At 37.0% G+C, this 19,296-nt stretch carries 14 protein-coding genes; 9 read left to right on the top strand and 5 right to left on the bottom strand.

Annotated features, from left to right (window positions below):
• Positions 1–728 precede the first annotated feature (728 nt).
• Genes ABIQ28_RS11700 through ABIQ28_RS11690 form a run of 3 tightly spaced genes read left to right on the top strand, consistent with a single transcriptional unit; the run spans position 729 to position 3,844 of the window.
• Positions 729–992, top strand: a complete 264-nt coding sequence (locus tag ABIQ28_RS11700) for a helix-turn-helix transcriptional regulator (protein WP_348037497.1) — start codon at positions 729–731, stop codon at positions 990–992.
• A gap of 45 nt (positions 993–1,037) precedes the next feature.
• On the top strand, positions 1,038–2,474 hold the full coding sequence (locus tag ABIQ28_RS11695) for an AAA family ATPase (RefSeq protein ID WP_348037495.1): 1,437 nt from the start codon (positions 1,038–1,040) through the stop codon (positions 2,472–2,474).
• Positions 2,471–3,844 (top strand): hypothetical protein, encoded by a 1,374-nt coding sequence (locus ABIQ28_RS11690; protein ID WP_348037493.1) that lies wholly within the window; start codon positions 2,471–2,473, stop codon positions 3,842–3,844. Before ABIQ28_RS11695 ends, ABIQ28_RS11690 begins: the two co-directional genes overlap by 4 nt.
• A gap of 451 nt (positions 3,845–4,295) precedes the next feature.
• Here the strand turns inward: ABIQ28_RS11690 and ABIQ28_RS11685 are convergent, their stop codons facing one another.
• From ABIQ28_RS11685 to polA, 3 genes are all read right to left on the bottom strand, one after another.
• On the bottom strand, positions 4,296–4,682 hold the full coding sequence (locus tag ABIQ28_RS11685) for a (deoxy)nucleoside triphosphate pyrophosphohydrolase (protein ID WP_348037491.1): 387 nt from the start codon (positions 4,680–4,682) through the stop codon (positions 4,296–4,298).
• Between the two features lie 251 nt (positions 4,683–4,933).
• The gene (locus ABIQ28_RS11680; RefSeq protein ID WP_348037489.1) at positions 4,934–5,260 is read right to left on the bottom strand and encodes a hypothetical protein; all 327 of its coding nucleotides are present in this window, start codon (positions 5,258–5,260) and stop codon (positions 4,934–4,936) included.
• A 142-nt stretch (positions 5,261–5,402) separates the two neighbouring features.
• On the bottom strand, positions 5,403–8,249 hold the full coding sequence (gene polA / locus ABIQ28_RS11675) for a DNA polymerase I (protein WP_348037487.1): 2,847 nt from the start codon (positions 8,247–8,249) through the stop codon (positions 5,403–5,405).
• A 680-nt stretch (positions 8,250–8,929) separates the two neighbouring features.
• Between polA and ABIQ28_RS11670 the strand changes: the two genes are divergently transcribed.
• The 6 genes from ABIQ28_RS11670 (at position 8,930) to ABIQ28_RS11645 (ending at position 16,731) form a co-directional block, all read left to right on the top strand.
• Positions 8,930–9,469, top strand: a complete 540-nt coding sequence (locus tag ABIQ28_RS11670; RefSeq protein ID WP_348037499.1) for an AraC family transcriptional regulator — start codon at positions 8,930–8,932, stop codon at positions 9,467–9,469.
• Between the two features lie 16 nt (positions 9,470–9,485).
• Entirely contained in the window at positions 9,486–11,495 is a 2,010-nt protein-coding gene (locus tag ABIQ28_RS11665; protein ID WP_348037486.1) for an ATP-binding protein, read from the top strand.
• Entirely contained in the window at positions 11,485–11,916 is a 432-nt protein-coding gene (locus ABIQ28_RS11660; protein ID WP_348037485.1) for a response regulator, read from the top strand. Before ABIQ28_RS11665 ends, ABIQ28_RS11660 begins: the two co-directional genes overlap by 11 nt.
• Before the next feature lie 422 nt (positions 11,917–12,338).
• A complete protein-coding gene (locus ABIQ28_RS11655) occupies positions 12,339–12,524 on the top strand; it encodes a general stress protein CsbD (protein ID WP_348037484.1) in 186 nt (61 codons plus the stop codon).
• Positions 12,525–12,658: 134 nt separating this feature from the next.
• Positions 12,659–14,671, top strand: coding sequence for an Ig-like domain-containing protein (locus ABIQ28_RS11650; protein ID WP_348037483.1), 2,013 nt, complete (start codon positions 12,659–12,661; stop codon positions 14,669–14,671).
• A 32-nt stretch (positions 14,672–14,703) separates the two neighbouring features.
• Positions 14,704–16,731, top strand: coding sequence for an OmpA family protein (locus ABIQ28_RS11645; RefSeq protein ID WP_348037481.1), 2,028 nt, complete (start codon positions 14,704–14,706; stop codon positions 16,729–16,731).
• A 228-nt stretch (positions 16,732–16,959) separates the two neighbouring features.
• Here the strand turns inward: ABIQ28_RS11645 and ABIQ28_RS11640 are convergent, their stop codons facing one another.
• Together ABIQ28_RS11640 and ABIQ28_RS11635 are read right to left on the bottom strand one after the other, a co-directional pair.
• Complete coding sequence (locus ABIQ28_RS11640) at positions 16,960–17,226, bottom strand: hypothetical protein (RefSeq protein ID WP_348037479.1); 267 nt, start codon at positions 17,224–17,226, stop codon at positions 16,960–16,962.
• Between the two features lie 533 nt (positions 17,227–17,759).
• Positions 17,760–19,296: GH92 family glycosyl hydrolase (locus tag ABIQ28_RS11635; RefSeq protein ID WP_348037477.1), on the bottom strand; the 1,537-nt coding region annotated here is incomplete at its 5' end.

Below are 19,296 nucleotides of genomic sequence, written 5' to 3'. Positions count from 1 at the left end.
TTATCTATAATTATGAAGGCAACCACTTTAGAGTCTTTGAAAGTCATTTAAATTTAATCAACTTCTTTCAGGATAAGGCTGAATGTGATTTTGAGTTTGATACAGAAGAGGAGTTGGATTGGTTTTTAGCTAATGTGATCATTGCAGAATAACGGAATCACTTTGGCAGATTTTTATTTTTGGGCGTTTCTCTTCGGGCCGGGCTTTTCGTTGCAATCTTTATAATCGTGCCTTTCAAAAAGATTTTTCACTGCAATCCCTAACGCGGATGTGGGTTGGTTGGTTAGATTTGTTATCTAAGCCAAAATTTAGGTAAACTTCTTCAAACTAAAGAAAACATTTTGATTAATTCCAGATGAAGATTTTGCAAGGAAGTTCTAAACTCAAGAGCTATATGTTGATGTTCTGTATATCGGTGTTTTGGTTTCAATTTAAAACGTATTTAGTTCCGCTTTTTTTTAAGGTTTCGAATGCGACACCTTTAGAGTTTATATAATATTACGACTGTTTCCTTAGTCACTCAATCACAATTCTAATTCTCAACTAGTTTCTAATTTTTATTGTTGACTCTTTACAAGAATCATATTTGTTGATCAGATGTAATATTGTCTTTTTTGTAATTCTTCACAAAAAGAATTTTCACTTTAATTCATTAAAGAAAGCAAACACTCAGTAAATGATACACATTGTAGGTTGATTGAAGTATACAATTAGTATAGTTTCGATTTATGATAAATAACTTTCTTTTAAAAGAATTTGGCGATAGAATAAGACGCTTAAGAACTCAAGAGAATTTAAGTCAAGAGCAACTATCATATAAAACAGGATTCCACAGGACATATATTGGAATGATAGAAAGAGGTGAGCGAAATATTTCACTTACTAATATGGCGGTATTTGCGAAAGCATTCAATTTAACTATTGACGAACTCTTGAAGTTTGATAATGCTAAAGAATTACTCAAAAAGTATAAACTAAAAACTGAAGATTAATTCTTTAGTTATCAGCCATTATAATACGACACTCAAATAGAAAATATGAGCATAGAAAACATTAGACAATTCATAAAAGAGAAAGCAGAACAATTCGGAGCTAGGGCAGACAACGAATTCAATAAGCCATATGTCGAAAGAAATAACACAGGACAAGAAGCTCTCAAAGATAATGGTGCCTATTTTGGTTTTATTCACCCAGAAGAAGAAGTATCCGGACCATTTCACGATTTTTCTTTAACAATATTTCCTAATGATCAAAATAAGCCTTGGTTGGTTTGCCTTGGAATTGGTTCCAGCGGATTTAAAAATGACTACGGGCTAGCAACATATCCAGGGCTACGGAGATTGTTTTCAAACCTAACAAACGAAAAAGGCTTTTGTAAATCGGATTTTTCTGATATAGAAACTAGTTTGCCAAAAGCAATTACTGGAGCAACGGATTTGAAGCACATTAAAAACACGATTAAAACCTACACTAAAGTTTTGCCTACTTGCCAAATCGTTGATGACCCAGAAAGTGAAAAAGGAAAGCAAATTATTGCTGCCTTTGTAGCAGGTTATGCAAAGCTAAGAGAATGGCCAACTAATAAAGACCATCGAAAAGCAATTACTGAAGCTTTAGAGCCTTTTCTTAAAAAAGAAGTTAGTGATGACATAGAAGATGTAAAGGGTCTGTTAAAAGAACGGAAATATATTGTACTTCAAGGTCCTCCAGGAACTGGAAAGACAAGAACAGCAAAAAGTGTTGCAGACGAAATTGGTGCAAAGACATTTTTCACTCAATTTCACGCAGAGACTAGTTTCTCCGATTTCATTTTCGGAATTAGACCTGACACTGCAAACGAAGAACTTCGATATAAGGAATATTTAGGAAGCTTTGCGGAAGCCTTGAAGTATGCCGTTGAGAATAGTACAGAAAAAGTCATATTAATCATAGACGAGATAAATAGAGCTAACCTCTCCAATGTTTTAGGTCCAATTTTTTATTTATTTGAGCACAAAATGGATGTCTCAAATGTTGAAATAGAAATTTCTCCTAATTTCAAGGTAAATAAACTGCCAAACAATTTCTTTATAATTGCAACTATGAACACAGCTGATAGAAGTTTGGCTGTTGTGGATTTTGCCTTGAGAAGACGTTTTGCTTGGTATAGTATGTCTCCAAAGATAATAAATGGCTCAAGCAAAAAACTAGGAAATGTCAGCGTGAATGTATTATCTGAGGAAGAGTTTTTCTTTAAAGAAGACTTTGCCGTCATCGAGGGAGTTTTTAATTGGTATGCATCAAGTACTGAATTAGACCTTCAGCCAGGTGAAGGGTATTTCATCGCTAAAAATGAATTGGAAATGCTCAATAGAATCCGTTACGAAATCTTCCCTTTAATTAAAGAATATTTACAAGAAGGGCTTCTACGGAATGCTAAAGAAGAGTTTAACAACTATTTCTCGACAAGAATAAATCTATCTCTTTTCGAATGACAAAATCATTAGATGTGTTTTGTGAAATCCCGTGCTTAACTGAACGATCAAGGCAGTTAGACGGAATTGTGTTACAAAAAAAATGGTTCAAATCGGCAGACAAAAGAGTTATTGGGCAATATCTTCAAAAATTTATTGATTACAATTCAGAGCAATTTAAATTCTTGGGGGTTCGACCTTATATAATTGGCTCAGATCAAAGTACTGCATTAACATTTCATTCATCAAGCTTTATTGGCTCAATTCCACTGAGAGCTTCAGATACCGGAAAGCAAATCGGTGATTTTGTAGTAATGCCCAGGTTTACCGGCCGTGATAGATTTGAGGATTATATTGAAATTTTAAACCTACTCGGAACAGAAATCAGCCCAGAGGTGATAGATAGTTTGCCCCTAGCATCAGGTAAAAACTTTAGACCGCCATTATATTTAGAAGCTGTGAAATTTATTGCCTCTCTTGAAAAACTAACGATAAGACCTTGGCGTAAGTTTGACAACGTTGAAAAAATTTCCAATCAACCTACTGGACAATTAAACTGGACTAAATACATTAATTCGGAATACAAAGTTGAAAACCGTTTAAAGTTTCCAGCTAGAACCAATGTGTTAAGCGAGTTTCACAGCGAATATGCAGAAATTAGAAATGTGTTTGATATTTGTAAAAGTGAACTCCTTTCAGCTAATACACCACAAAGAATAAAAAACACACTACGAAATAGGTTAAACTTTCTTGATGAGCGGTTGTATCATCATAAGCCAAAAGTAACCAATAAAATAGTTGTTCGGTTTTCAGACAGCCCATCAGTAAAAGCTTGTAAAGAACAAGCAAATAAAATTCTTAACTTTAATCTTGTTGACAGTACGGCGTGGCGTGTTGACTTTTCTGATGTATTTGAAAAATTTATTCAACATATATTTAAAGAAACCGCAAAAGAAATTGGTGGTCGACTTTATTCAAATTTCAAATTCCGCAGTAAAACTTCAAAGCATTACTCTTGGGAATTAAAACATATTGAACCTGATGCTATTTTTCATAAAGAAAATTTTATGGTGTTCATTGACGCAAAGTACAAATCAAATCTTTATAATAAATTTGACCAAAGTGAAGTGCTTAAAGAATATCATAGGCACGATTTACACCAAATAATGGCTTACTCCTCATTTAGTAAATCGGATTTTAAATATGGCTTTCTTTGTTACCCATCAGACAAAATAGAAATTAAACATATTGAATATAAAAACGGGATAAACAAAGTGACAAATTCAATTTTGATTTTGGGAGTACCCTTGAGAAAGGACGCTATAAAGGAAACTAAACGACTTTTGACGAATGAACTTAACAAAATTGAAACAATAATTACTGACAAATAACAATTAATATAGTCAATTGCCTAAAAAATGCATAATAGGGAACTGAAACCTCCATCATATTATAGGTGTAGTTTCTCAGGAAACGATTTCGGAATTGCCGACTAATTATAGCTGTAATCGATATCTTGTATTTATCAATATTTAATAAAAGGAATTTTAAAATATTTTATAGAAAAAAAACTTTTCGAAATCATCTTGATTAAATTAAAACACTCGAAAAGCAATTTAACTTAAAATTTAAAATTTTTTTTTCTAGCAATTGAACATGGATATGATTCCTGAAAATTTCTTGGTGATGATTAATTTATAGCTAGCGTTTAATTTTCCAAATATGACACAGTAAAAGGAAGTAATCTTCATTTGCGACATTATTCAAAAAAGATTTTATTTTCATATAGAGCTTTTATTTTATTAGAGACTAGTTGCGTTACTAACTCATAGATGCCTTGATTCATAGTTCAGTAAATTCTTTTAAAATAGGCAAATCAGCCTCCGCCCAATCCAAAGTGTATAATTCATCCTTATCCAATAGAACATGATCAGCATGCTCTTTTAGTTTCAATTCTCCTGAAACATACTCACCAATAAATGGTATCAAATTAATTTTAAAGTTGGGGTATTGATGAATTACGGCCGTGAGTTTTCGTTTTAAATTAATATGGATGTTGAGCTCTTCGAAGATTTCTCGTTTTATACACTCTTCTTCACTTTCTCCAGGTTCAATTTTTCCACCAGCAAATTCCCATTTCAAAGGAAGGCTCATGGTTTCACTTCTTTGAACTGCTAATACTTTATTTCCAAAGTGAATAATTGCACAAGTAACGGGTATTGTTTTCAATGGTCTTTGACTTTTTAATGTGAAATGAGCATTTCCGCAAAAGATACTAATTTTTTATTAGCAGACGAGATTAATTCCAAAGGCTCTATTCCAACGAGTTTCCTGAACATAGTTATTAATTGTTTTAATCGCTTAAATTCTGGTTTTTTTTTCTGATGCAGATTTATCTTTTTGACAATTGAGTTTTCAACTGTATAGAACTTTGTTTCTATTTATGAAATTTTACTTAAAAAGACTATCTGCGTTAGGGATTACGAATCCAATTTTATTTTATTAATAGGAATTCGTGATACCGCTTCGCTAAATTGTAGTGAAAAGCCCACAACGACCTCGATTTTTATCGGGAGAGCGAGGACTTGCAACGGATAGCCCGACCTAAAGGGGAACGCCCAAAAACTAAAAATTAATTTTTTAAAATTTTTGACACGAATTCCACGAATTTTCACAAACTCACTCGTTGCCAGAAAATGCCGGCGTAAATTCTTTACTATAAATTTCACGAATGTAACATACTTCCAGTCTGTTTTAAAACCCCCGCCAGAATGCATTTCGGGCTGGTATGACACTTTATAGTTCATAGTGATTTAGTTAACAAGACCTCCTGCGTTAGGGATAGCAGTGAAAAGCCCACAGCGACCCGATTTTTATCGGGGGAGCGAGGACTTGCAACGGATAGCCCGACCCAAAGGGTAACGCCCAAAAACTAAAACTTATACTATTCTAATGCGCCTCCAGCCAATCCTCTCCAACCCCTAAATCCACAATTAACGGCACAGTTAACGTATAAGCACTTTCCATCTCCGTCTTGACCATTTTTTTGATGTCTTCCAATTCTGGTTTATACACATCAAAAACCAACTCATCATGTACCTGAAGCAACATTTTGGTTTTGAATTGGCCTTCGTCCAACTTTTTGTGAATGTTGATCATGGCGATTTTAATAATATCGGCAGCACTTCCTTGGATCGGGGCGTTCACGGCATTACGTTCTGCCGCGCCTCTGACCACTGCGTTCCCAGAGTTGATGTCTTTTAAATAGCGGCGGCGACCTGAAACGGTTTGTACATAACCATGATGTCGAGCAAATTCGATTTGCTCGCTAATATAACGACGCAGTTTTGGATAGGTCGCGTAATAGGTGTCAATCAAATCTTTGGCCTCACCTCTTGATAAATCCGTTTGATTGCTCAATCCGAAAGCGGAAACACCATAAATAATTCCAAAATTGACCGTTTTAGCATTGCTACGCTGCTCGCGTGTCACTTCTTCAAGGGGCACATTAAAAACTTTTGAAGCGGTAGAAGCGTGAATATCCTCACCATGTTTAAAGGCGTTGATCATGTTTTCTTCTTCGCTCAAAGCCGCTATAATGCGCAATTCAATTTGAGAGTAATCCGCCGCCAATAAAATGAAGTTCTCATTTCTTGGGATAAACGCTTTTCGCACTTGACGTCCACGTTCGGTGCGAATTGGAATATTTTGGAGGTTCGGATTGTTGCTGCTCAAACGTCCAGTAGCGGCAACGGTTTGCATATAATCGGTATGGACACGACCTGTAGAAGGTTCCACCTGAGTTGGCAGGGCATCGACATAGGTGCTTTTGAGTTTTGCGAGTCCGCGATATTCTAAAATATGCTGAATAATGTCGTGATCTTTGGCTAGAAGTGATAAAATATCTTCACCCGTGGCATATTGTCCTGTTTTCGTTTTTTTAGGTTTATCGACCAATTTAAGTTTGTCAAATAAAATCTCACCCAACTGTTTTGGAGAGGCAATATTAAATTCTTCGCCAGCTTCCTTAAATATATTGGCTTCTAAGGTTTTGATGTCATTATCTAATTTTTCAGATAGGGAATTCAGGAATTGCTCATCTAAATTGATGCCTTCCAATTCCATATCGGCAAGTACGCGCAACAACGGAATTTCAATGTCATCAAATAACTTTTGGATATTGGCTTCGCCTAATTCCTTTTCAAAATGCTCTTTGAGCTGTAAGGTGATATCGGCATCTTCAACTGCATATTCGGTTTGTTTTTCCAATGGAATATCCCGCATGTTGAGTTGGCTTTTGCCTTTTTTGCCAAGGAGTGCATCAATTGGAATTGGTGTGTAATTCAGATAGGTTTCTGCCAAAATATCCATATTATGACGCATATCTGGATTGATGAGGTAATGTGCCAACATGGTGTCAAACAATTTGCCTTTAACCTGAATGTTGTATTTATGAAGTACTTTGATGTCATATTTTAAGTTCTGGCCTACTTTTTCAATAGCCTCACTTTCAAAAAACGGACGTAACTGCTCAATCAGTTCTTGTGCTTCTTTTTTATCTTCAGGAAATGGCAGATAAAATCCTTTTCCGACTTCCCAAGAAAAAGCAATTCCCACCAATTCAGCAGTGATTGGATCTAGACCTGTAGTTTCCGTGTCAAAGCAAACACTGGTTTGTTTCATTAAATTTTGAAGGAACAATTTCGTGGCCATCCCACTCGCGACACTTTGGTAAAAATGTGAGGTCGTTTCTGAAGTGGTACGAATATGCGCATCGGCAGTTGGTGCCGTAGAATCTTCATTCACATCGCCACCAAATAAGGAAAATTGTCCCAATCCTGCAGATTTTACTTCTGTAGGCTTTGTTTTGGCTTCTGTACTTGTGGAGGCGTTCGAGGCGCTGAGCGCATCTGGTGCAAAGGTTTTAATGAAATTATCCGTTAGACGTCTAAATTCCAATTCCTGAAATATGTTGGTGACGGCTTCAATGTCAGGATGTGACATTTCAAAGTCGGTTTCACAAAACTTAACGGGCACATCGAGCATAATGGTGGCCAAAGTCTTTGATAGCATGCCCAGTTCTTTATTGGCTTCAATATTCTCTTTCATCTTTCCTTTGAGCTCATGGGTATTGGCCAAAAGGTTTTCCATGCTGCCGTATTCCTTCATGAATTTTTTAGCTGTTTTTTCGCCAACACCTGGCAATCCTGGGATGTTGTCTGATGAATCGCCCATCATTCCCAAGAAATCGATGACTTGGAGCGGATGATCGACTTCGAATTTTTTCTTTACTTCTTCAACACCCCAAGTTTCATAACCACCGCCAAATGATTTTGGTCGGTACATGAAGGTGTTTTCAGTAACCAATTGTGCAAAATCCTTGTCTGGCGTGACCATATAGGTTTTGTAGCCTTGTGCTTCGGCTTGTCTGGATAGGGTTCCAATCACATCGTCCGCTTCATAGCCATCTTTGACCATGATCGGGATGTGCATGGCGCGGAGGATGTTTTGAATATGTGGAATCGCAGTTTTGATCCCTTCAGGGGTTTCGTCGCGGTTGGCTTTGTAGGCTTCAAACATTTCCACCCGATCCACACTGCCGCCTTTGTCAAAGCACACTGCCAAATGATCTGGGCGTTCGCGCTTTATGACATCCAACAAAGAGTTCATAAACCCCATAATTGCAGAAGTGTCTTCTCCTTTGGAATTAATTTGTGGATTTTTTATAAAAGCATAATACCCTCTAAAAATTAGGGCGTAGGCATCGACTAAAAAAAGGCGTTTTTGTTCGGACATTGTTAGTTTTTTTGAAGTCGATAAAATTACAAAAGATAATTTGATTTGGGCACGGGGATACGGTTAATATGAAATTGGATGGGTGTTACGCGGAGTTGCACAGAGTCACACTGAGGGACACAGAGATTTTTTATCTGTGTGTCTCTATGTAATTATTTCTCGCAGAGCCGCGGAGATGCAAAGGTGATTACACTTGAAATTTTAGATTATTAAGTTGAGGTAATTCGTTATCATTGGTCTCCGTGAATCTCAGTGTAATTTCAGCGCAACTCCGTGTAAATATTCCTCGCAGAGTCGCGGAGACGCAAAGCTGTTTGTGCTTAAATTGTGGGTTGTTAAGTTATTATCATTTGTCTCCGTGAATGTCCGTGCAATTTCAGCGTATCTCCGTGTAAATATTCCTCGCAGAGACGCAAAGGCGCAAAGCTGTTTGTGCTTAAATTGTGGGTTGTTAATTTGTTACCATTTGTCTCCGTGTAATAATTTCTCCGTGAATCTCCGTGCAATTTCAGCGCAACTCCGTGTAATTTCTCTCTGTGTAATAACAAAGCAAATCCAAAAGCATGCCTCAGAAACCATCCAAAATAAAACAATCTGTCCTTTAATTAATTTCCAATATCCGTCCATGCATTCGTTGTATATTCGCCAAAAATTTCACTGTGAAACTACATATCAAATACATGGTTAGCAACCGCTGCAAAATAGCAGTAAAAAAAGTGTTGCGTAAGCTTGGGTTACACTTTGTAATAGTTGATTTAGGCGAGGTTGAACTCATGGAGAATATCTCGGCGGCACAGCGAAATCAATTAAGAATAGACCTGCTTGAATCTGGGTTTGAATTAATGGACGATAAGCGTGCCATCTTGATCGAGAGAATAAAAAATGTTATTATCGAAATGGTGCATCATTCCGATGAAATCATTAAAATGAACTTTTCAAATTATTTAAGTGAGAAATTAGACCAGGACTACATGTATATGTCAAACCTATTTTCTGAAGTGCAGGGAACGACCATTGAGCAATTTGTTATTGCCCACAAAACTGAAAGGATTAAGGAATTAATAATTTATGGGGAATTGAACATTACTGAGATCGCTTGGAAAATGAACTATAGTAGTGTTGCCCATTTATCAAATCAGTTTAAAAAAGTTACAGGACTTTCTCCTACCCATTTTAAAAAATTGAAAGAAAAGAAACGCAGTTCCTTAGAAGACATTTGAATTAAAAAGACAGTTAATGAATAATATAATTATTGAAGATTTCAATTATGCACGGAGTTTAATTGAAGCCAGCTTGGATCCGTTGGTTACAATAAATGCGGAAGGGAAAATCATGGACGTTAATGAAGCATTGATTAAAGTCACCGGTATCGGAAGGCAAAACTTGATCGGCACTGACTTTTCTTATTATTTTACAGATGCTAAAAAAGCAAAGGAAGGGTATCTTCAAGTCTTCAGAAATGGTTTTGTAAATGATTATCCATTGACGATAATGCATAAAAACGGCAATTTAACTGACGTTTCTTTTAATGCGTCTGAGTATAGGGACGATGCAGGAGAAGTCGTCGGAATTGTTATTGTCGCTCGTGATGTGACTGAGCAAAAAAGAATTGCCAAGGATTTGACGGAAGCAATGCTCTTTGCAGAAATGGCAACATTGATTGCAGAGGAAGCAAAAATGAAAGCTGACAAAGATAGGTTGATTGCGGAGGATGCCGTGAAAGCTAAACAGCAATTCCTGTCGAACATGAGCCATGAAATACGAACTCCAATGAATGCCATCATCGGGTTTGCGAAAGTGCTCCTTAAATCAGAACTCACAGAAAAACAAGAAGAATATCTCAACGCCATCAAAGTAAGTGGTGATGCCTTAATCGTGTTAATTAACGATATTCTGGACTTGGCAAAAGTGGATGCAGGAAAAATGACTTTTGAACAAATTCCTTTTAGAATGTCATCATCCATCGCGGCAATGCTCCATTTATACGGATCAAAAATCCAAGAAAGAAATTTGGAGCTGGTCAAAGTGTATGATGACAGAATTCCAGCAGTATTGATTGGCGATTCCTTGCGTTTGCACCAAATTATATCGAACTTAGTCAGTAATGCCGTTAAGTTTACAACAAAAGGAAAGATTACCATCAGCGTCAAATTACTGGATGAAAATGACCAAAGAGTAACGCTCGAATTTGCAGTGAGCGACACTGGAATTGGGATCCCAAATTCAAGAATAGATGCTATATTCGAAAACTTTCAACAGGCGTCCAGCAACACATCACGTATTTATGGCGGTACAGGTTTGGGACTTGCTATTGTTAAACAATTAGTGGAAGCTCAGGATGGAAGCATCAAAGTAATTAGTGAAATCGATAAAGGTTCTACCTTTAGTTTTATGTTGAGTTTTTACAAAACAGACGCAGATCCCGAAATGGAAAAGAAATTGACGGAATATGGTAAGGAAATGACCGATAAAAGAATCTTGGTGGTTGAAGATATTCCCCTTAATCAATTACTGATGAAAACTCTGTTGGATGATTTTGGATTCGAATGTGATATTGCTGGTAATGGACTAATTGCCATCGAAAAAATGAAGGCAACAGTTTACGACCTTATTTTAATGGACTTACAGATGCCAGAAATGAATGGGTTCGAAGCCACTGATTATATCCGTAATGTTATGGATTCCAGTATTCCCATCATTGCTTTAACAGCCGATGTCACAACTGTTGATTTGGCCAAATGCAAAGCAGTTGGAATGAATGATTACATCGCAAAACCCGTTGACGAAAGAGTATTATACAGTAAAATGATAGAGCTCATCAAGAAAAGCACCATTAAGGTCGCAGCCAAAAGGAGTGTGGTTGAGGAAGTGATAAAGATAAGATACACGGACCTGAGTTATTTAAGTACGCGTACTAAAGCGAACAAATTACTGATGGAAGAAATGATTTCATTGTATTTGGAGCAAACACCGCCTCTTATAAATGCCATGAAAGAGGCCTTGTCAAATAAGGATTGGCAAACATTACAAGATGCTGTCCATAAAATGATCCCTTCATTTTCAATAATGGGAATAAATCCTGACTTCGAAAACATCGCTAAAAGGATTCACGAGTATGCCAGTTCGCAACAAGAAGCTGAGGATATGGCAGAATTGGTATCGCAAATTGATAAAGTTTGTACGCAAGCCTGTGAGGAATTAATGGAAGAACTTTCCGCATTTAAAAAAATAAGCAATGAAGACTGATAAAATCAAACTATTTCTGGTGGATGATGATGCGTTATACCTAAAATCATTGGAAATTGATTTTTTGGAAAGCGCAGATTTTGATATTCACACCTTTCCTACTGGAGAACTCTGTATCGCCAATTTATCAAAAAATCCAGATGTTATTGTTTTAGACTATCATTTGGACGGCATTGACAAAGATGCTATCAATGGTCTGGAAACCTTGGATAAAATAAAAGAATTCAATCCTAATATGCCAGTTCTAATGCTTTCTTCCCAAGATAAGATTGAGGTGGCCGTAGAATGTATGCATCACAAGGCAGCCGATTATATTGTAAAAAGTGAAACTGCTTTTTTACGTCTAAAAAAGACAATTACCGAAGTTTTGCTGTTTAACAAGATGGAAAAAGAATTGAAGTGGTATATGGATCGGATGTAATCTAATCATTTGGTTATGGTAAATAGAGCGATATGCATCTTCGGAAGTGCATCGCTCTTTTTTACATCCAAACAAATTGGTTCTATTAATTGAATGTAAAAAGAGATGTCCCTTGAATTAGGTTCCAAACCATGATAATTTGGACAGTCTTGTCTTTTCTCCAATAATAGAAATCAGATAATCTAACAAAACTTAATGCCCATTTCACTTAAGGGTCAACATAATACAAGGTAAGCCTATTCTTGGATATTTGATTCGCCTTTCTGACAAATAAAGCCTCACATTCATGTGTCAGCCACTGCAAAGATGGATGTTGTCAATCAGTCAACATGGAAATTATGCAACTAATTGAATAATTACGTAACACTTCAAGGTCATTAAAAAATCACCTTTGCAGTGTAATGCGTAATCACTATTGATATATGGACCTAACTGAAAACAATAAATCTTGGAGTGCTAAGAAAAGTAAGCTCAATTTAAAACTTGCTGAACTGACCGATCATAATTTATTATTTGTAAAGGGAAAGAATGACGTAATGATTGCAAGACTGCAAATAATCCTTGGCAAAACAGCAGACGAAATGGATGAAATCTTAAAGAATCTATAAGTTGTGATTTTACAAGGTCAAGAAAAACTAAATTATTATTAACAAATTCTTCAATATGCCATTGACAATCTTGTCATGCATGATTAAAAAGCTGTATAAACAGCACTCTCAATTAACTCTAATTCCAATGAAAAATGAAAATTAAATACTCTATTCTATCCTTTGCCATTCTATTTATTGTAATGGTATCTGGATGCTCCAGTGACGATTTTGAAGCTGAAGTAGGCCTCTGTCCAGAAGTTACAACAACAAATCCCGAAAATGGCGCTATCGATGTGCCATTAGATCAAACCATTACGGTTTTATTCAACAAGGATATGAATCCGGCAACTTTTAATGGCGCCAGTTTCTTTATAAATGGAGCGGGTACGGATCGTATTGCGGGCGAGGTTTCAATAAGTGGTGCTCTAGCAACATTTAAGCCAACAGCCCCTTTAAAAATGAACACCACTTATACAGGTACCGTTACCACATCTGTTAAGGATACAAAAGGTAATGCGTTGCAAGAAGACCATATTTTTACTTTTAGTACTGGACAAACTGTTCTCCCGATGGTTGCTTCCACGGATCCTGTTAATCTAGCTACTAACGTATTCCTTAACAAAACGATTACTGCAAGTTTTAATATGTTAATGGATCCCACAACTATTAATACCAGTACGTTCACTCTAACACAAGGCACAACTGCGGTTGTTGGCGCTGTTACATATTCAGGTCAAACCGTCTCTTTTGATCCTACTAATGACCTTACGAGTAATACTGAATATACTGCAACAATAACTACAGGAACCAAGAATACAGAAGGAACTGCTATAGAAGGTAATTATACTTGGAAATTTACCACCGGGACTAGTGTAGCCCCAAAAGTAGTTTCTACAGATCCTATTAATAATGCGACAGGAGTGCCACTTAATAAAGTGATCACTGCAAACTTTAGTGCGCCTATGGATCCCTTAACATTTAATACTGGGGTTTTCACATTAACCCAAGGAGCTACAGTTGTTGCTGGCACGGTATCATATTCAGGACAAACAGCTTCTTTTATGCCTACTAGCGCACTGTTGAGCGATACTGAATACACAGCAAAAATTACAACGGAAGCCAAAAACGTTCAAGGAATTGCTTTGGTTAGTGAATATACTTGGAAGTTTGTTACAGGAAATTCAGTTGGGCCGACGGTTGTTTCTAACGATCCCGAAGACAATGCAACAGGCGTTGAGCTAAATAAAATTATTTCAGCAGACTTTAGTGTAGCTATGGATCCAACCACAATAAATAGCAACTCATTTACATTGAAAAGTGGTGCAACGGTTATTGCAGGAAATCTAACTTATACTGGTGTAAGGCTAAGCTTCGAACCTACAAGTCCTTTAGTGGAAAACACAACCTATACTGCCACCATCACAACGGAGGCTAAAAGCACCACCGGTGTTTCATTAAGCAGTAATTACGAATGGACCTTTAAAACTTTGACGGCAAATACCGCAGCAATAGATCTTGGATCTGTTGGAAGATTTGGAATTTTTGCAGCCGTGGGTGTGAGTAACAATGCTGGATTTAGTGAAATCAAAGACTTGGATGTGGGGATTTCTCCAGGCTTAAGATCCTCTGTAACCGGATTTCCACCGGCAGTAATAATAAATGGAGCCATTTACGCTTCCGATGATGCTACACCAGTGCCAGCAATGCTAATTCAGGCTAAAGCTGATTTAACAGCTGCCTATTTAGCTGCTGCAGGAGCAACTGTTCCAGCGCCTGCCACAGTATCAGGAGATCAAGGAGGTCTAACGTTAGCGCCTGGTATCTATAAATCAACATCTACGCTTTTAATTCAAAATGGCGATTTAACACTTGATGCACAAGGAGATCCTAATGCAACTTGGATCTTCCAAGTAGCTTCCAGTTTTACTACAATAGGTGGTGCTGGTGGAAATATAATCCTAGCAGGTGGAGCCAAAGCTAAAAATATCTTTTGGCAAGTTGGTAGCTCAGCTACTGTTGGTGACTATACCATTTTTAAAGGAAATATTTTAGCCTTAACCTCTGTCACAATGAATTCACACGCAGTGGCAGAAGGAAGAATGTTATGTATCAATGGATCTATTGTAATGACTGATACAAATGTTATTGCTAAACCAGCTAACTAATTATAAAGCTTAATAAAACTAAATTTCAAAACATGAATAATAAAATTAATCTAAACAAGGGGTCGCTATTTGCGCGATCCCTTTATATAAAGGGCCTTATTTTAAGTGCTTTAATTATCGTCGGAATTCAAGGAGCAGTTCAGGCACAAGAGAACCAATATTCTGCACCTTCGTGGTATTTTGGAGTGGCAGGTGGGGCTAACTTTAATTTCTTTGACGGTTCAACCAATCAGTTGTCTTCATCTTTAACACCTCCGGCGGTTTTCAATAAAGGAAATGGTATCGGACTGTTTATTGCTCCTAGTATTGAATATTACAAGCCTAATACGAGATTCGGATTTATTTTACAGGCAGGGTATGACAGCAGAAAAGGAGACTTCGATCAAGTTCTTACCGATTGTAACTGTCCGGCTGATTTGTCAGCGGATCTCAGCTATATTACTGTAGAACCTAGTTTGCGTTTTGCGCCATTCAAGTCTAATTTATATCTCTATGCGGGACCTCGGGTTGCTTTTGTCCAAAACAAATCCTATACTTATCAATTAGGAGTTAATCCAAGTTTCCCTAATCAAGTTAAGCCTGAAGCCGATGAAGGCGATTTTAATGAAGTGAAAGGAACAATAATTTCCGGCCAAATTGGAGCAGGATATGATATTCCACTCTCTTCTAAAGGTAATAAGACACAATTTGTGATGTCACCTTTTGTAGCTTTTCATCCATATTTTGGACAAACACCACGCTCCATTGAAACTTGGAATGTAACTACAATAAGAGCAGGTGTTGTATTAAAATTAGGGGTTGGAAGTAAAATTTTGCCACTTGAAGAGGAAGTTGTTGAACCAATCGTGCCTAAAGTGGTGTTTACCGTGGATTCTCCCAAAAATGTACCCGGAAGGCTAAGCATTGCCGAGAGCTTCCCATTGCTTAACTATATTTATTTTGACCAAGGATCTACAGCGATCTCAAACCGCTATGTATTGTTGGATAAAAGTCAAGTAAAAGATTTTAAAGAAGATCAGGTTGAAGTGCTAGCACCAAGTTCAAAAATATCAAGTCGTTCAGAACGCGTAATGACCGTTTATTATAATATTTTAAATATTCTTGGTGACCGTATGGAGGAAAACCCAAGCACCACCATCACTTTGGTTGGATCTTCAGAAAATGGATCTCCAGATGGAAAACTTATGGCAGAGTCTGTTAAAAAATATTTAGTAGACGTATTTGAAATTAATGGCAACAGAATTGCTATTGAAGGAAGGAATAAACCGAAAACCGCAGGAGAACAAGGAGCTTCACAAGAGTTAATTATTCTTCGTGAAAGTGGAGATAGAAGAGTTTCTGTTGAAAGTAGCTCTCCTGAATTGTTAATGGAATTTCAGAATGGTCCTAACGCCGCTTTGAAACCTGTAAAGATTGTAGGAGTACAAGATGCGCCAATCTCCAGTTATGTCACTTTTAAAGTTGACGGAGCAGATGAAGCATTTAGCACCTGGAGCATTGAAGTTACAGATGAAAATGGAATTGTACAAAATTTCGGACCTTATACTGAAGATGAAGTTAAAATTTCTGGAAATAATATTTTAGGAACAAAACCTGAAGGAGATTACAAAGTGAAAATGATTGGTACTAACAAAGTAGGTGAGATTGTAACTCAAGAATCTAATGTGCATATTGTAGCTTGGACTCCTTCCAAGATTGAAGAAGGCATCAGATTTAGTATCGTATATGAGTTTGACTCTGCAGAAGCGATTGCTATGTATAATACATATCTTGCTGAAATTGTTGCGCCTAAAATTCCTGCCAACGCAAAAGTGATTATCCACGGGCATACTGATATTATTGGTGAAGATGCTTATAATAAAAACTTATCTGTACAGAGAGCTAATAATGTTCAAACCACTTTAAAAAACAGTTTGAGAAAACTAGGTACTACAGGAGTTAAATTTGAAGTAGATGGCATGGGTGAAAATGAAAATGCAGCGCCTTTTGGAAATAAACTTCCAGAAGAAAGAGCTTATAACAGAACTGTGATTATTGATATTATTCCTAACAACAAATAAGGAGTTCATTTAATCGCATAAAGCATAAATATAGTCAGTATCAAAGGATAGGGTTTCAAACCCTGTCCTTTTTTCGTTGAGGTTATTCCCATCTCGAAATACCAGACTCATGAAGCCTTGGTTTTTGTCGAGGTTAACCGATTACAATAAATAAAAAAAAAGAGGCATTTCAATTAAGAAGTGCCTCGGTTTTTTAATATGAAATTCGGTTTCTTTATAAACCTTATTTTAACAAGATATTATTTCCTTAACCTTGATTTGCAAGCTTTTTCTGTAGGCTTTGATGCTGATCAGGTCGTTACTTTTTTTATAGCTTAAGCTGGTCACTTCAGTTTTGGTAAGCGCCATGGAAGTGCTTTGATCTTGAGCGTCACTTTGAGTAAGACTATTCAATGTAATTGGTACATTCTGTTTTTCAGTATCATTAGAAGTATTTTGACCAAAAGTTAAAACGGGTAAAGTGATTAGAACGATAAGGATTAAAATTTTCTTCATGACAATAATTGAATGTTGATTTATTATTACATAAAGAAACAACACAACTTCAGTTCAATAGAATAAATTAGATATAGAACATCGATAAACGGTTAATATGAATTACGACTCAAAAAACACCGATGAAATACATGAATATTGCTTGCGACCCAATAAACACGCTTACGGCTAATGACGAAATATCCGGACAATGAGTTCATTGAGACCTTCGGTCGATAAACTGGAAATGGGTATGGGGTTGGAAATTCGTGATATTAGATTGTTGTCAAGATGTGGAAAGGAAGGAAGTGTTGCTCATAAGAACGGGTAAAAGAAGTTCTTATCTAAAAATGTAAATCCATCAATATTAGATACAGATCTTAGGAAGGTCCATAAAGCGTAGGGAACGCTAAATTTTCCGAAGTTCAAGGTCCAAGGTAAATAGTTTTAGCCTTGAACCTGTCCTTCCGTTCAGGAGGGTACACGAATGGTTTTTAGTTTTAAAGCCCCTGCGGATGTAACACTGCGACTGAAGACTGTCTACTGAGTACTGCCTACTGAGGACTGCCAACTGCAGACTGAACATTAATCTCATCCACAAAGATCCAGCTCTTTCCATAGGACTTGTAACCCGAATGCCAAGTTGGAAGTCGGCCTAGTTTCTTTGCCACAAGCTTAACGAATTTTGCGTTTTTATCTTTTAAGTCGAAAGTAATGGTTGTTGTTCGTGCTTCTTCCGATCGTTTTGTTGCGTTTGTGTTTTGTCTTCCGACTAATTGAAAGCTTTTATTGTCAGTCGAAATATAGCAGAACACTTCTGTTGGATAAAATATGAAAGCGCGTTGGTCCTGCAAAAAGTTGACACTAACCGCGTGGATGGGTTGCTCTTCGCCCAAATCAACGATGGCTTCAACATCTTTATCTTCATAGCCTTGCCAAGAGCCTGACCTAAAGTCTTTTGAACCTTTAATTCCGTCAATTAAAGCATTGGGTCCGCCGGCGCTGTATTGGTTGGCGTATGTAGTTTTGAGAATGATGCTTATGTTAGGATCTATCTTGTAAAACTCAGTGGCAATCATAGCGCTTTTTACATCATCTTTTTCTGAATACACCTTTAAGAACGAGGGTTCAGAAATGATAAATGGTTTTTCGTATTTGGTATAAATCGAATCATTTAAAGTGTAGAAAATATCGGTTTCTTTTTGGGCATTTTCTAAAACCACTTCCGTTTCGCCTCTAAATGCGATGTCGCCTTTGGCTATAAATGGAACGGGAACTATTTTAAACTTGTCAATCGATGTGACGGGGACTTCATCGTCATCGGTAGCCCAATCAGATGGGGAGTTGGTCATGAAAAACTCCAAAATACCCCCCGATAGAATGTCTTTTGAAGAAATATAGCTTTGTTTCAATTTCGATCCGTTGAGTCTCACATAATCAATGTATTTGTTTTCATTAGAAAGGTCAAATGCTTTGATAGTAAAGTTTTTTCCGTTTTCAAGATTGATGGTCGCCTTATCAAATAAGGGCGTTCCGATGATGTATTGATCGGCACCTGGTGTTACTGGATAAAAACCCATGGCCGAAAACACATACCACGCACTCATTTGTCCGCAATCCTCATTTCCTGCAATGCCGTCGGGCGCATTTTTATAGAGTTCGGTCAGGATTTGATGGACTTTCTCTTGTGTTTTATAGGGTTTGTTGACAAAGTTATAGAGATAGGCCATATGATGACTCGGTTCATTGCCGTGTGCATATTGACCAATAAGTCCTGTGATGTCTTGCATAGCACGTCCAGAAGTGTTGTTCTTAGCTGTAAACAAGGTGTCCAATTGTGCTTCCAGAATTTCTTTTCCGCCCATCAAGTCAATTAATCCTGACATGTCTTGTGGCACATAAAAACTATATTGCCAAGCGTTTGCTTCGGTGTAATTAAAATTGACCTCATAGGGATCAAAAGGAGCGAACCAGGTGTTTCTGGTACGACCTCTCATAAATTTGGTTTCGGGATCAAAAACGTTCTTGTAATTTTGAGCGCGTTTGATATAGGTTTCATAGTCGTCTTGCTTATTCAAGGCATAGGCCATT

This window comes from Gelidibacter sp. (genome assembly GCF_039916245.1).
Classification (GTDB): domain Bacteria; phylum Bacteroidota; class Bacteroidia; order Flavobacteriales; family Flavobacteriaceae; genus Gelidibacter.
This window is presented reverse-complemented; position numbering and strand designations above follow the sequence as displayed.

What these genes read in the sequence shown, in the direction of transcription:
- ABIQ28_RS11670 (WP_348037499.1), top strand. Translation starts at nt 8,930, where the DNA reads ATGGTTAGCAACCGCTGCAAAATAGCAGTAAAAAAAGTGTTGCGTAAG.
- ABIQ28_RS11690 (WP_348037493.1), top strand. Translation starts at nt 2,471, where the DNA reads ATGACAAAATCATTAGATGTGTTTTGTGAAATCCCGTGCTTAACTGAA.
- ABIQ28_RS11640 (WP_348037479.1), bottom strand. Translation starts at nt 17,226, where the DNA reads ATGAAGAAAATTTTAATCCTTATCGTTCTAATCACTTTACCCGTTTTA.
- polA (WP_348037487.1), bottom strand. Translation starts at nt 8,249, where the DNA reads ATGTCCGAACAAAAACGCCTTTTTTTAGTCGATGCCTACGCCCTAATT.
- ABIQ28_RS11700 (WP_348037497.1), top strand. Translation starts at nt 729, where the DNA reads ATGATAAATAACTTTCTTTTAAAAGAATTTGGCGATAGAATAAGACGC.
- ABIQ28_RS11650 (WP_348037483.1), top strand. Translation starts at nt 12,659, where the DNA reads ATGAAAATTAAATACTCTATTCTATCCTTTGCCATTCTATTTATTGTA.
- ABIQ28_RS11680 (WP_348037489.1), bottom strand. Translation starts at nt 5,260, where the DNA reads ATGAACTATAAAGTGTCATACCAGCCCGAAATGCATTCTGGCGGGGGT.
- ABIQ28_RS11655 (WP_348037484.1), top strand. Translation starts at nt 12,339, where the DNA reads ATGGACCTAACTGAAAACAATAAATCTTGGAGTGCTAAGAAAAGTAAG.
- ABIQ28_RS11660 (WP_348037485.1), top strand. Translation starts at nt 11,485, where the DNA reads ATGAAGACTGATAAAATCAAACTATTTCTGGTGGATGATGATGCGTTA.
- ABIQ28_RS11665 (WP_348037486.1), top strand. Translation starts at nt 9,486, where the DNA reads ATGAATAATATAATTATTGAAGATTTCAATTATGCACGGAGTTTAATT.
- ABIQ28_RS11695 (WP_348037495.1), top strand. Translation starts at nt 1,038, where the DNA reads ATGAGCATAGAAAACATTAGACAATTCATAAAAGAGAAAGCAGAACAA.
- ABIQ28_RS11645 (WP_348037481.1), top strand. Translation starts at nt 14,704, where the DNA reads ATGAATAATAAAATTAATCTAAACAAGGGGTCGCTATTTGCGCGATCC.